Annotated in this window: 12 protein-coding genes; 7 read left to right on the top strand and 5 right to left on the bottom strand. The window is 65.3% G+C overall.

Translation table 11 applies throughout. The features are described from left to right. Window positions 1-36 precede the first annotated feature (36 nt). A complete protein-coding gene (locus QX034_RS02545) occupies window positions 37-1983 on the bottom strand; it encodes a hypothetical protein (protein WP_315727793.1) in 1947 nt (648 codons plus the stop codon). Window positions 1984-2103: 120 nt separating this feature from the next. Further along, window positions 2104-3198, bottom strand: a complete 1095-nt coding sequence (locus QX034_RS02540; protein ID WP_315707122.1) for a YbhN family protein — start codon at window positions 3196-3198, stop codon at window positions 2104-2106. A 382-nt stretch (window positions 3199-3580) separates the two neighbouring features. Between QX034_RS02540 and QX034_RS02535 the strand changes: the two genes are divergently transcribed. Together QX034_RS02535 and QX034_RS02530 are read left to right on the top strand one after the other, a co-directional pair. Then, window positions 3581-4087, top strand: coding sequence for a ferritin-like domain-containing protein (locus QX034_RS02535; protein WP_315727795.1), 507 nt, complete (start codon window positions 3581-3583; stop codon window positions 4085-4087). A 183-nt stretch (window positions 4088-4270) separates the two neighbouring features. Further along, window positions 4271-5686, top strand: a complete 1416-nt coding sequence (locus QX034_RS02530; protein ID WP_316189807.1) for an MFS transporter — start codon at window positions 4271-4273, stop codon at window positions 5684-5686. Window positions 5687-5707: 21 nt separating this feature from the next. On the opposite strand, the gene QX034_RS02525 is transcribed toward QX034_RS02530, so the two are convergent. Next, complete coding sequence (locus tag QX034_RS02525) at window positions 5708-6142, bottom strand: hypothetical protein (RefSeq protein WP_315707124.1); 435 nt, start codon at window positions 6140-6142, stop codon at window positions 5708-5710. Window positions 6143-6209: 67 nt separating this feature from the next. Between QX034_RS02525 and QX034_RS02520 the strand changes: the two genes are divergently transcribed. Both QX034_RS02520 and QX034_RS02515 read left to right on the top strand, forming a co-directional pair. After that, window positions 6210-6791, top strand: coding sequence for a hypothetical protein (locus tag QX034_RS02520; RefSeq protein WP_315727799.1), 582 nt, complete (start codon window positions 6210-6212; stop codon window positions 6789-6791). Between the two features lie 91 nt (window positions 6792-6882). Next, entirely contained in the window at window positions 6883-7470 is a 588-nt protein-coding gene (locus QX034_RS02515) for a YdcF family protein (protein ID WP_315727801.1), read from the top strand. 114 nt (window positions 7471-7584) lie between these two features. On the opposite strand, the gene QX034_RS02510 is transcribed toward QX034_RS02515, so the two are convergent. Together QX034_RS02510 and QX034_RS02505 are read right to left on the bottom strand one after the other, a co-directional pair. Then, complete coding sequence (locus QX034_RS02510) at window positions 7585-8010, bottom strand: universal stress protein (RefSeq protein ID WP_315707127.1); 426 nt, start codon at window positions 8008-8010, stop codon at window positions 7585-7587. Window positions 8011-8087: 77 nt separating this feature from the next. Beyond that, window positions 8088-8621: a histidine phosphatase family protein gene (locus tag QX034_RS02505; RefSeq protein WP_315727803.1), complete on the bottom strand. Its 534-nt coding sequence runs from the start codon at window positions 8619-8621 to the stop codon at window positions 8088-8090. 106 nt (window positions 8622-8727) lie between these two features. Between QX034_RS02505 and QX034_RS02500 the strand changes: the two genes are divergently transcribed. The 3 genes from QX034_RS02500 (at window position 8728) to QX034_RS02490 (ending at window position 12841) form a co-directional block, all read left to right on the top strand. After that, a complete protein-coding gene (locus QX034_RS02500) occupies window positions 8728-10143 on the top strand; it encodes an FAD-binding oxidoreductase (RefSeq protein ID WP_315707129.1) in 1416 nt (471 codons plus the stop codon). Window positions 10144-10249: 106 nt separating this feature from the next. Then, the gene (gene msrB / locus QX034_RS02495) at window positions 10250-10753 is read left to right on the top strand and encodes a peptide-methionine (R)-S-oxide reductase MsrB (RefSeq protein WP_315707130.1); all 504 of its coding nucleotides are present in this window, start codon (window positions 10250-10252) and stop codon (window positions 10751-10753) included. A 282-nt stretch (window positions 10754-11035) separates the two neighbouring features. After that, window positions 11036-12841 (top strand): flagellar hook-basal body complex protein, encoded by a 1806-nt coding sequence (locus tag QX034_RS02490; RefSeq protein ID WP_315707131.1) that lies wholly within the window; start codon window positions 11036-11038, stop codon window positions 12839-12841. Window positions 12842-12884: the final 43 nt, after the last annotated feature.

The following is a 12884-nucleotide window of genomic DNA, read 5'->3' as shown; positions in this document are numbered from 1 at the left end:
ACGCGGCTTGGAAAGCGCGTTCGGATCGATCTTGGCCTATTGCTGCACTGCGCTTGCGGGCGGCAGCGGCTCGCCGCTGATGTCGGGCTCGGCGGCGTCCAGGCTGAGCACCTGGGCTGCGGCCGGAAAGGCCGCATCCGCCATCGCCGCGTGCCCTTCGGCGGACGGGTGTACCGCGCCGCCATAGACCGCCGACAGCACACCCCAGGTCGCATCGTGGATATCGGAGGGCTGCATCGCAGCCGGCAGGCCTTGCGGATAGGTCATCGCGGCAAAATAGCTGTCATTGGCATCGCGGATCCAGCGTGCCCGCGGCAGATAGGCCCGGTACTCGCTGGCGCCGCGGCCGCAGCGCAAGGGGTCATTGGCGGCATTGACGATGTCGGGATCGAAGCTGTCGCCCTTGGCAGAGAAGCAGTCGCGGTCGAATACGGGATCGCTCGCGGCGCGCGCGCAAAAACCGTGGTCGGCGAACGCAGCCTGATGCGCATCGACAAAGGTCATGCGGTCGCTGCGCGGATCGCGGCACAGCACGCCGCCCTGGCACTGCGCCAGTGCCTTCAGGGTCGGCAGGAACTCGTTCTCGACAAAGGCGGTGACATTGGCGAGCCGCTGCGGATCGGCGGAGAAAGCGGGATGGATGTCGAACCCCGCCCGCCCGCCAGGGCAGGGCGTACCGCCACTGGCGAGCGCCGGATTGCCGTAGGACGTGTAGATCACATGCGAGAGGTCGCCGACCAAGGGCTTGAGGGCCTCGCGCAGCTTGGCGAAGCCCTGCGGCAGGTCGCGCGCAAGCTCGGCGCGGGAATCCTCCACCGAGCCGATCAGGCCGATGCGCTTGAACAGGGTGCGCTCGGTCGGCGTGTCCACGATGACGTCGGACACGAGACCGGAGAAGTTGATGTCGTTGGCGCCGATCGACAGCAGCACGAGGTCGAGCCGGCGATCCGGCTGGCGCCGCTTGGCCGCCGTGAGTGCCTCGCGCAATTCGGAAAGCTGGCCGTTGACGCTGCTCTGGCACGTCGCGATCGAGCGGCCGGGCGGGCATTCGCGCGCCCGCTGGCTGCCGAACAGGCCGTCGGCAATGGTGGCACCAGTGCAGGCGAGCGGCAGATAAGTGACCGCGATGTGCGGATAGCGCACCGCGAGCGCGAGCGCCGTGCGGGTCTGATAGCTGTAGAGCGAGCGATGGCAGGCTGCATTGAACCAGACGGCGCTGTGGCGCTGCCAGTTCTGCAGCGTGTCCGGCGCTTCGCAGGCACGGCCGCCTTTGAAGCCGGCGCGGCTCGGCCGGTAATATTGCCCGGTCGCGCCGCCGAGATAGGAGCGGAAGCAGAAGCCTTCGTCGGCCAACGCGATCGCGCGGTCGGGATTGCCCTCTCCCGAGGCGATGCTGTCGCCGAGACCGGCGATGAAGATGTCGCGCACCTGGATGCCGGCGGATACCCGCTGGCTGCCGTCCGCGCTGGAGACGTCGACCGTGGCGACGGTCTGACGGCCATAGCGGACACGCAGGTTGACCGGCTCGGCACAGTCGAAGGTCGAGCTTTGCGGGCCGTCACCATCGTCGAACGACCAGGCGCAGGTGGCGCCGACCGGGACCGCGCCGGTGAGCCGCACCGTGATCGGGTGATCGATCGGGGTGAGATAGCTCTCCTTCACATTGTCGCGGGTGCAGGGCTCGTTGACGCGGCCCTGCAGATCGATGCAGAGCCGGTTGACGATGTTGCGAGCCCAGCCGCGGCCGTCGCTCTGCAGTTCGAGGCCTTGCTCGGCGGCGAGGATGCTGCGGTCGCGCGCAGCGTCCACGTGAAGCAGGAAGTCGCGCTCCTCGCGGAACAGGCGGAAACGGTTGCGCACCTCCCAGCTGATCTGCATCGGGGTGGCGGTGATCTGGGCGCCGACCGGCGAGGTCGGAATCACGGAGAGCGCGGGCGCGAGCAATGCGGCCGCCAGCAGCAGGCGAAGGGAATCTGGGATCATGGCGCGACGTTTCACGGCAAAGATGCGGCGGAAATAAGAGGGCCGCCTGTCAGATCAAGCCGATTGCCTGGGACAAGTCAGCCATGCCTCAGCTCGGTGCTGCGCCGACATCGCGTCGGATCAGCGCCGCGAGTGCTGTTTCAGCCGCTGCGGCAGCGGGGCCGGCGCAGGAGTTGCCGTGGCTTGAGGCGGCGTGACATGGCGGCGGGATACGTCGTTGAGCTTGCGCCGTTCCTGCCAGGGCTGCACGACATTCATCCAGAGTTCCCGGAACCCCATGATCGAGATTGCCGTGGCGAACGGGATGACGAAATAGAGGACGCGGAACACCAGCAGCGTGGCGAGCAGCTGCTCGCGCCCGAACTGCGGCAGCGCCACCAGCATCGCCGCGTCGAACACGCCGATGCTGCCCGGCGCATGGCTGGCGAAACCCAGCAAGGTGGCCAGGATGAAAACCACCGAGAGCGACATGAAATCGATCGGCGGGTCGGAGGGCACCAACAGATACATGGCCAGCGCACAGAAGCCGAGATCGACCACGCCGATCAGGATCTGCACAAAGGTCAGCCGGGTCGAGGGCAGCACGACTTTCCAGCCGTTCTGGCCGAGCTTGCGGCGGTCCTTGCCGGTCGCGAGCCAGCCGAGATAGGCGAAAATCGCCAGAACGAGCCCGACGCCGATCAGTCGGTTCACCGCCTCCGGCAACTGGTCCATCGTGGAGGCGGCGGACGGGTGCAAGATCATGCCGATGCCGAGCACGAAGATATTACCGAGCCAGAAGGTCAGCCCGGACAGAAAGCAGATCTTGGCGACGTCGATCGCGCTCAGTCCATAGTCGGAGTAGATCCGGAAGCGAATGGCGCCACCGGTGAAGACGGTCGCGCCGATATTGTGGCCGATCGAATAGCTCGTGAAGGATGACAGCGCTGCGATCCGGTAGGGCACGTGCTTCTTGCCGATCGTCCGCAGGGCGAAGAAATCGTAGAAGGTCAGGGTACAAAACGCACCGACGACGCAGAGTGCGGCGAGCGCGATGTGTCCGGGAGGGATGTCGGCCAAGGCGGTCAGGATCACGCCGCCGTCGACCCCCCGGAGCGTGCGCACCAGGGTGGTCACCGCGAAGGCGATGATGGCGAAGCTTGCTGCGATTCCAAGCCGCTTCCAGCCGATCCATTTCTTGAAACCGCGCCCGAGCGCAGTCAGCAGACGCTGCATTCATCCTCCCGGCGGGGCGGCACCACAGATGTGAAGAGGGGCGAAACCATTACTCGATGGCGGGCGGGAATTCCATTACGGAGAGTTCCTTACGGCAAAACACGCCTCTTGTGCAGTCCTTGACAAGGCCGGCTTCAGCTTTCGAACGTGCTGACCCGTCATACGTTGGTCACATAATGTTGACGCCCTGGATTTGTCACAATCACGTCGCCGCCAACGTCCGATTGCGCCGCGCAGTTCCGCAAATGGGGCACGCTCCGATGTTTGTGCTGTGCCGGAACAACGGGCCAAGCCACCGGTTAGCCGAGCGCAGACCACCAGATGAACGCGCGAAAACGATGGCCGGGAGCCAACGGCGTTCCGAGCGCAAGGAGGCGAGACAATGGGACTGTTTACCAAAGACATCAAAACCATGAACGACCTGTTCGTTCACCAGCTGCAGGACATCTATTACGCCGAGAACCAGCTGGTCAAAGCGCTGCCGAAGATGGCCAGCAAGGCCAGCGATCAGCGGCTGAAACAGGGATTCCTGACCCACCTGGATGAAACCAAAACGCACGTGCAGCGGCTCGAGCAGGTGTTCAAGATGCAGGGCATCGAAGCCAACGCTGTCGACTGCCCGGCCATCGACGGGATCATTGAGGAGGCCGAGGAGGTGGCCGGCGAGGTTGCCGACAAGGCCGTGCTGGACGCGGCTTTGATCAACGCCGCGCAGGCCGCCGAGCATTACGAAATCGTCCGTTACGGCAGCCTGATCGCCTGGGCCAAGCAGCTCGGCCGCAAGGATTGCGCGACCATCCTGCAGAAGACGCTCGACGAGGAGAAGGCGACGGATAAGAAGCTGACCAGCCTGGCCGAAGGTGCGGTGAACCTGCGCGCGGCGAGCTGATCTCTCGCCCGAAAATGGTTCAGCTGAGGCAAAACGCCGCGCCCCGCGCGGCGTTTTGGCGCCAGGCAGTCCTCATGCTTCAGCCGCCATGGCGCATGTGATCGATGGTTCGACCGATATCGAAGCATCGTGGTGCGCGCCAGGGCTAATTAACAGGCCGTCCTCAAGATGAGAGGTGCCGGCATGACTCGCTTATCGCTCGCAACAGATACCTCACGGCTAGCCGCGGCGCGGCAAGCTCCGCCATCCCGGCTGGCGAGCGCGCTCACATTGACCGCCATGAGTCTCGGCTTCGGCGTCGTCCAGCTCGACGTCACCATCGTCAACACCGCGCTCGCCAGCATCCGATCTGCCCTCGGGGGCGGCGTGGCTGAGCTGCAATGGGTGGTGAACGCCTATACGATCGCGTTTGCCGCCTTCATCCTGACCGCGGGGGCGCTCGGCGATCGGCTCGGCGCCCGACGTATCTTCATGGGCGGATTTGCGCTGTTCACGCTCGCATCCATCGGCTGCGGCCTCGCGCCCGACGCCATCAGCCTGATCGCGCTCCGCGGCATCCAGGGCCTGGGGGCAGCCGTCCTCGTTCCGAACTCGCTTGCGTTGCTGAACCATACTTATGCCGATGCCAAGCAACGAGGGCGTGCGGTGGGAGTCTGGGCCGCCGGCGCGAGCCTCGCTTTGACTGCCGGCCCCTTCGTAGGCGGCACCTTGATCGCGCTGGTCGGCTGGCGCGCCATCTTCTTTGTCAACGTGCCCATTGGTCTTGCGGGACTTTGGCTCGCGAAGATCTATGCGCAGGAGACGCCGCTCCATGCCGACCGCTCGGTCGACCTGGCCGGGCAGGTTGCGGCGATCACTTCGCTCGGGGCGCTCGCAGCGGCCGTGATCGAAGCCGGCGCACGGGGCTGGACCGATCGCGCCGTCCTGCTGGGTTTCGCCATCGCGATCGCCGCAGGCGTCGTCTTCGTCTGGCAGGAGGCACGCACCCGGCAGCCGATGCTGCCCTTGATCTTGTTTCGCAACCGTCTGTTTGCGCTGTGCGCGCTGGTCGGCCTGTTGGCCAACGTCTCGATCTACGGCCTGATCTTCGTGTTCAGCCTGTATTTCCAGGAGATCAATCACCTGTCGGCGTTCGCGACCGGGCTTGCCTTTGTGCCCATGCTCGGCGTCGTGTTCCCGGTCAATCTGGCCGCGCCGCGCCTGGCCGAGCGGATCGGTCCACGCGCCACCATCGCGCTCGGTGCAACGCTGTCGGCGCTGTCTTGCCTGGCGCTGCTGCGGACTGCGCCGGGAACGCCTTATTGGGCGGTCGGTCTGCAGCTGATCGGTGTGAGCAGCGGGCTCGGTCTGCTCGTGCCGCCGTTGACCTCGACCCTGCTTGGCAGTGTCGAGAAGTCCCGGTCCGGCGTGGCGGCCGGCGTGTTGAATGCGACGCGGCAGACCGGCAGCGTGATCGGAGTGGCCTTGTTCGGAGCGCTGATCGGGCAGCCGGATGCCTTCATCTCGGGGCTCCGATGGTCGCTCGTCATTTCTGCCGCGGTGCTTTTGACGGCCGCGGGAGTGATCCGCTGGGGCGCGTCGGCGCAGCATGGGCGATGAGGCGCGACGAAGGAGAGGCGATCACGCCTTCCGTAACGCGAAATTGGCCCCGCAAAACGCCATCAATGCGCCGAGGCCGAGCGCGGCAATGCCGGCCAGCACGCCCGCGATCGAAGGTGTCGGGCTTGGTCCAGACAGCGTCTGGCCGGCGCCAATCAGGAGCAGGACGCCGATGCCGATCAGGAAGTGCTGCATTCGTTTCGGGATATCTCCGGAAACGGCACTATGCATCAGGCTCGCGATGAAATAGCCGCCGGCGAACGCAACGGTTGCGATCAGCCACCAGGCGATGGCCGAGCCGGCCGGCATGAACGCCCCGGTGTCCGTCCGCCACAGCCCGCCGAGATCCAGCCCATAGCGCGCGCCCATCATGTGCACGGCGAGCGCGAGCAGCACGCCTGCAGCCATGGCGCCGGCCAGGATCAACAGTCGGGGGAAATGGGTCGTCTCGGTCATGAGCGATGTGTAGGATAAGCGGCAGGCTTCGTGCAAGCAGTGAGGCTGATCCATTCACGCACAGGAAATGACGTCCGCAGACGATGACGCCACGGTCAGTTATGCCTTCAAGGCGTCGCTGATCGGGACCGCGCATCGGTTCGAGCTGACCGACGAGGGGGTGTCGTGGCGCATCGGCGCACGTGCCGGGCTCTGGCCCTATGCCGAGATCGCCGCCGTGCGGCTCTCCTATCGGCCGGTGTCGATGCAGGCACGGCGCTTTCGCGCCGACATCACCCATTGCAGCGGTGCGCGGCTCAGCCTGGTTTCGACCTCCTGGCAGACCGCGACGCTGGTCGCGCCGCAGAGCGAGGGCTACCGCCGTTTCGTCACGGCGCTGCATGCGCAACTCGCTGCGCATCACAGCCAGGCGGTGCTGACCGCCGGGCTCGGGCAAACGACGTATGCTGCAGCGCTGGCGCTTGTCGCATTGCTCGGGCTTGCCATCGCCGCACTGTTCGTTCGCGCCTTGCTGGCAGGCGAATGGTCGGGCGCGCTATTTCTTGTCGGCTTCGTTGCGCTGTTCGCCTGGCAGGTCGGCGGCTTCATCGTCCGCAACAAGCCGCGCAGCTACACGTTCGCGGACATTCCGTCCGGGCTGTTGCCGTGATCCCGGCGAGACGTCATCGGACGCAATCAAATGTGACTTCTACGGCTAGGGAACGGAGGCATGCTGTGCGCGATAGGTGAGGACAGGATCTATGCAGGACCGATCGCTGAGGCTGCCGGACGCCGCCGAGATCGCCGCGATCAACGCGCAGCATTTCATCGAAGCGCCCTTGCAGCCGGCGGATCTGCTGTTCGTGTTCGGCACGCGCGTCGAGGAAAGCCTGCGGGCACAGGCAGCCTGCCGGCTGTGGCGCGACGGCTATTTCCGTCATGCCATCGTCAGCGGCGGCGTCACGCCGGGCGGCGATGAATCCGAATGCGCCGTGATCAAGCGGGCGATGGTCGACGGCGGCATTCCGGCCGACCTGATCCTGGAGGAACACCGCGCCACCAACACCGGCGAAAACGTGATCCTCTCGCTGCCGGTGATCGAGGCCGCGCTCGGGCTCGCAAACATCGGCAGCGTGATCTGTCTCGGCAACAGCTGGACCGCGCGGCGCTATCCGATGACGTTGCACCGCTACTGGCCGGAGGTGACGAAGATGCTGGTCACGATCGACAGTTTCGGCGTGCCGCGCGAGCGCTGGCATACCCATCCCGAATTCCGCCGCCGCGTGCTCGCCGAATGGGACAAGATCGCGCCGTACAAGGCCAAGGGCTTCATTGCCGAATGGCCGTGAGGGCCCGACCGGTTCCAGATCGTGATGCGATTAGAAGGATCGCATCACGATCTCATCTCTTTGATTGAGCATGATCTCCTTGGAAAACCGCTTTCCACTTTTCCGGATCATGCTCTAATGCCTGACCACCAGCACCGAGCATTTGGCGTAGCGCACGACGTGGCCGGCATTGGAGCCGAGGAAATAGGTGCGCATCGCCGGGCGATGTGACGTCATCACGATGAGGTCGGCCTTCACGGCGGCCGCTTCCTCCAGGATTTCGTGATAGATGCCCCCCTGACGTACCGCGTAGGAGATGCGGTTTTCGGGAAGCCCGGATTCGCGCGCGACGATCGACAAGGCTTCTTCCGCCGCCTCGCGCTGCTGCGCGTCGAAATCGGCCGGAACATATTCGGCGAGCATCACCGGCGTCATCGGCAGCACGTTGAGCAGGCGCACGGTGCCGTCCCAGGTGTTGGCGAGCGTCGCCGCCGTCGCAATCGCGGGCTTGGCAAGGTCGGTGTCGGCGAGATCGATCGGGACCAGGATGGATTTGAACATCACACGCCTCCCTGCTTCCCATGCTCAATGAGGAGCTGATCGATTAGGCGCCCTCCGGTGTTGCGCTGTCAATTGGCTCACGCTTGCTTCAGGAGCTTCGGGGTGACGAATTGCACCAGTTTGCCGCGGCCGAAGGACACATCGGTCCAGTCGTGGATGTCGAAGTCGAGGACGGCAAGTCCTGACGTCGGCAGGTTGTGCGCGAGCTCCTCGCGCGCCGCCTTGTCGCCGCCGCCGGTCAGGGCGAGCGCCAGCTCGTGCATGCCGGGATTGTGGCCGACCAGCATCAGCCGTTTGGGATCGCTGGCCTCGGCCAGCCGGATGTTGTGCAGGAGCTGCACCACCTCGGCGGCATAGAGTTCCGGCACCAATTCGACGACCGGCTCGGGGACCCGGTCCCGCATGGCTTCCCAGGCGAGCTCCCAGGTCTGCCGCGCCCGCACGGCCGTCGAGACCAGAACCAGATCGGGGAAGGGGGGATGGCGAGCAAGGAAATCGCCGAGTCTCGCGGCATCCTGATGCCCGCGCTCGTCGAGTCGGCGATCCTGATCGCGGCCGGATGGCGCGTCCCTTTCGGTCTTGGCGTGGCGGAACAGCATCAATCGGCGCATGAACTGTGGTCTCTATTCGGTCTGGCTATGCTTCACCTACTGCTCGGCACTAAAAGGATGATGACGCAAGGTGACAAGCGCCGGCAGGCTTGGTTAAGAAAACGCCATGAGTGAGACTTCCACAAGCGCGATCAGCGAGGAGCGGGCCATCGGGCGGACCCGGCTCGCCTTCGATCTCGATGCCGACATCTGCGTGGTCGGTGGCGGGATTGCCGGGCTGATGGTCGCCTTGTGCGCCGCCCGGCAGGGCGCCAGCGTGGTGGTGCTCGAGGGCCGTCATGTCGGCTGGAACGCTTCTGGCCAGTTGATGGGCGCGGTCATGCCCGGTTTTGCACTGCCATTGCCGGATCTGATCGAGCGCGTCGGTGTCGAGCATGCGCGGCAGCTCTGGGCGTTGTCCTGGGAGGGCGCCGAGTTCATCCGCGCCAATGCCAGCGAAGACATGATGCCCGGGATTGCGTTGAGTGAGGGGGCGCTCGAAGTCTCCAATGTCGATGCCGGTGACACTCTGCTGCGCCGCCTGCAAATGCTGAACGAGGATTTTGCCACCGAGGCCGAGGGCTGGCAGGTCGAGCGCGTTCGCTCCGTGCTCAAGACCGACCGTTATTTTCACGGCATCCACTATCCGAAGGCGTTCCAGCTCGACGGGCGCAGCTATGTCCATGCACTGGCGCGGCTCGCGCGGCGCGCGGGCGCGCGGATATTCGAGGACACGCCGGTGGTCAGCATCGATGCCACTGGCGTGCGCAAGCGCATCGTCACGCCATCGGCACGGCTGCGTGCCGCCCATATCGTGCTGGCCGGCAACATCCATCTCGGCGCGCCCCTGCGGCGGTTGTCGGATACGTTGCTGCCGGTCTGGCGTTACGGCGGGATCACGGCGCCGCTCGGCGCAGGCCTCGCCGAGGCGATCGCCTTTGGCGGCTCGGTGAACGATCTCGACGGCATCGATCAGTTCCGCATCGTCGACGGCGACCGGCTGATGTGGGTCAGCCCCGAAACCACTTGGTCGGCGCGGCCGGGCGCCTTCGCCGGGGCCGTGGGGCGTCGGATTCGCAGCGTGTTTCCGCAGCTCGGCCGCTGCGAGATCACGGAGACCTTTGGCGGGGCGACGGGCCAGACCGTGCACGGCATGCCGCAGGTCGGCCAACTGCGCAAAGGCCTGTGGGTGGCGAGCGGCTTCGGCCGCCAGGGCCTCAATACCTCCGCCATGGCCGGACAACTGATCGCCGGCGGCATCCTGGCCGGCGACGACCGCTGGCGGCTGTTCTCGCCATTCGAACTGGTCTGGGCCGGCGGGGTCAGCGGACGCGTCGCCGGCTACGCCGTGAGCCTGTGGGCGCGTGGCAGCTCGGCACTCGCCGGCGGTCTCGCCCGGCATCGCGAGCGCTTGCGGGTCAAGGAGCGGGCACGCGCGGCGCGAGCGGCCGAAGCGCGACGCCGGGCCGCCGCACCGCGGCGCTTGCCGATTCGCCCGAAGCCGTCCGACCTGATGGGGGGCGGGGAAGGCGAGGACATGTGAGGTCCTCTCACTCGCAATAAAGTGAGCGGGCGGAGCTTGCCCCGATGTAACGTCCGGCGACCTCGGCCGTAACTTCGGCAGCCATTCTTCGCTACGGAGACCGCCAATGATCGATCGTCGCCTGATGCTGACCTCGCTCGCCGGCCTGTTCGGCTTTGCTGCTCTGCGCTGGTTCGGCGGCAGCACGCCGGCGCGCGCGGCCGAGAAATTCGAGATCGAGAAGACCGATGCCGAATGGCGCGCGCAGCTTTCGCCAGAGCAATATGAGATCCTGCGGCAGGAGGGCACCGAGCGCCCCTGGACCAGCCCGCTTCTGAAGGAGCATCGTAAGGGCACCTTTGCCTGCGCCGGTTGTGACCTGCCGCTGTTCTCGTCCGAAACCAAGTTCGAGAGCGGCACCGGATGGCCGAGCTTCTACAAGCCGCTGGATAACGCGGTGGCGACCCGCGAGGATCGGACCTTCGGCATGTTGCGCAGCGAAGTGCATTGCCGCCGCTGCGGCGGCCATCTCGGCCACGTCTTTGACGACGGCCCGAAGCCGACCGGCCTGCGCTACTGCATGGACGGGCTTGCGCTCACTTTTCATCCGGCAAGCCCGTCCGCAACGTGACGGAATTTGCGGGCTCGTTCGTTCAAGGACCATCTGCGACCTGAACGACGCGTCGGCATCTGTGAAAACAGCCCTGTCCGGAGCGCGATGCGGCGCGCCCCGGCTCGGCAAGACTTGCCGGCTCGGCAATTGTTCACCACTTTTGGCGCTGCTTTTTTAACGTTCCGATTTGCTAAGTGACTGATAGTTCGCCGGTTTCATATTTGGCACAGCGATTGCGACGCTTCCCGCGAAATGCGGTCGGGGAGTGAGCCCGCCGCTGGTCAACGTGGAGCCAATGGTATGGGTATCTTCGATGCGCTGAACACTGCTGTCAGCGGCCTCTCGTCTCAATCCTTCGCGCTGCAGAACATCTCGGGCAACATCGCGAATGCCTCGACGGTCGGCTACAAGGGCATCGGCACGAGCTTCGAAGATCTCATCCCCAACGCGACCAACCCGAGCCGGCAGAACGCCGGCGGCGTCACGGCCTATGCGCAGGCGACGATCACCACCCAGGGCACGGTCTCGACCTCCACGGTCGCCACCAACATGGCGATCAACGGCGATGGCTTCTTCTCCGTGCAGAAGGCGACCTCGATGGTCGACAACGCGCCGGTGTTCTCCGGCGTCACCAACTACACCCGTCGCGGCGACTTCCAGCTCAACGCCAACGGCAACCTAGTCAACGGCGCCGGCTACTATCTGATGGGCATGACCGTCGATCCCAAGACTGGCAATCCCACCGGCAACGTGCCCCAGGTTCTCAAATTCGCCAACAACTTCGTGCCGGCCCAGGCGTCGACGGCCATTCAATACGGCGCCAACCTGCCGACCCAGCCGAAGACGCAGGCCAGCGCCAACGCCGCCGCCGGCACCTTGACCGCGGCCGGCGGCCTCAACTCGGCCGATCTGTCCAACGTGCCGCTTCCGGTCGGCACCAATTTCTATAGCGACAAAACCGTCACCGGCACCGTGGCGAACAACAAGAACGCGACCGCGATCACCGCAAATACCTTGCTGTCGGGCGCTGCCGCCACTGACTCCATCGGCACCAACTTCGCGCCCGGCGACACCATCACCATGACCGGCAGCGCCGGCGATGTCGTCACCTTCACCTTCGTGGCCTCCGGCGCGAGCGGCAATCAGATCAACGTCACCGACTCCGTAGGCACCTTGCTCTCCAAGATCGGCGCCGTCACCGGCGTGCAGCCGACGGTCGCGGGCGGCGCCATCACCTTGCATTCCGGCAGCGGCGAGGATTGGAGCATCGCGAGCACTTCTGGCGGCTTCACGGCCCTCGGCCTCACCTCGCCCGTGACGCTGACCCGCAACTCCAGTCCCGGCACCGGCATCGTGGTGGGCAACGACATCACCAACTTCACCAACGAGACCATCAGCGGCGGCGCGGTCACCACCTACAACTCGGCGGGCACGCCGGTGAACGTGCAACTGCGCTGGGCCAAGACCGACAGCGCAACGCTCGGCACCGGACACAAGGACGTCTGGAATCTGTTCTACCAGACCAACTCCACGGCTACGGGTTCGGCGGTGGCCTGGGTCAACACCGGCACCAATTTCACCTTTGCCGCCGACGGCTCGCTGAAATCGCCGACGACGTCCTCGATCTCCATCCCGAATATCACGGTCGACGGCATTTCGCTCGGCACGGTCAGCCTGAACATCTCGTCGGGCGCCTTGACCCAATATGCAAGCACCTCGGGCGCTGCGACCATCAACCAGATCCAGCAGAACGGCTACGCCGCCGGTCAGCTGCAGTCGGTCGCCGTCAACAACAACGGGATCGTGGTCGGCACCTTCTCCAACGGACAGACCATCAGCCTCGCCCAGGTGACGCTCTCGCATTTCAACGGCACCAACTATCTGAAGGCGCTGGACGGCGGCGCCTATGAGGTGACGGACCAGTCGGGGCAGGCGATCATCGGCGCCTCCGGCAAGATCGCAGGATCGTCGCTGGAGGGCTCCAACACGGACATCGCCGATCAGTTCACCAAGCTGATCGTGACCCAGCAAGCCTATTCCGCCAACACCAAGGTGATCACGACGGCCAACAGCATGGTTCAGGATCTTCTGAACACGCTGCGCTGATCGCTCCCCGGGCTTTCGCGTTCTGACATGATTTGAGGCAGGT

This window comes from Bradyrhizobium sp. SZCCHNR3119, from assembly GCF_032487775.1.
GTDB lineage: Bacteria > Pseudomonadota > Alphaproteobacteria > Rhizobiales > Xanthobacteraceae > Bradyrhizobium.
This window is presented reverse-complemented; position numbering and strand designations above follow the sequence as displayed.

Bases quoted from the DNA above. Each gene is read 5' to 3' on its own strand.
- QX034_RS02525 (WP_315707124.1), bottom strand. From the start codon at position 6,142: ATGACCGAGACGACCCATTTCCCCCGACTGTTGATCCTGGCCGGCGCC.
- QX034_RS02510 (WP_315707127.1), bottom strand. From the start codon at position 8,010: ATGTTCAAATCCATCCTGGTCCCGATCGATCTCGCCGACACCGACCTT.
- QX034_RS02490 (WP_315707131.1), top strand. From the start codon at position 11,036: ATGGGTATCTTCGATGCGCTGAACACTGCTGTCAGCGGCCTCTCGTCT.
- QX034_RS02505 (WP_315727803.1), bottom strand. From the start codon at position 8,621: ATGCGCCGATTGATGCTGTTCCGCCACGCCAAGACCGAAAGGGACGCG.
- QX034_RS02500 (WP_315707129.1), top strand. From the start codon at position 8,728: ATGAGTGAGACTTCCACAAGCGCGATCAGCGAGGAGCGGGCCATCGGG.
- QX034_RS02520 (WP_315727799.1), top strand. From the start codon at position 6,210: ATGACGTCCGCAGACGATGACGCCACGGTCAGTTATGCCTTCAAGGCG.
- QX034_RS02535 (WP_315727795.1), top strand. From the start codon at position 3,581: ATGGGACTGTTTACCAAAGACATCAAAACCATGAACGACCTGTTCGTT.
- msrB (WP_315707130.1), top strand. From the start codon at position 10,250: ATGATCGATCGTCGCCTGATGCTGACCTCGCTCGCCGGCCTGTTCGGC.
- QX034_RS02545 (WP_315727793.1), bottom strand. From the start codon at position 1,983: ATGATCCCAGATTCCCTTCGCCTGCTGCTGGCGGCCGCATTGCTCGCG.
- QX034_RS02530 (WP_316189807.1), top strand. From the start codon at position 4,271: ATGACTCGCTTATCGCTCGCAACAGATACCTCACGGCTAGCCGCGGCG.
- QX034_RS02540 (WP_315707122.1), bottom strand. From the start codon at position 3,198: ATGCAGCGTCTGCTGACTGCGCTCGGGCGCGGTTTCAAGAAATGGATC.
- QX034_RS02515 (WP_315727801.1), top strand. From the start codon at position 6,883: ATGCAGGACCGATCGCTGAGGCTGCCGGACGCCGCCGAGATCGCCGCG.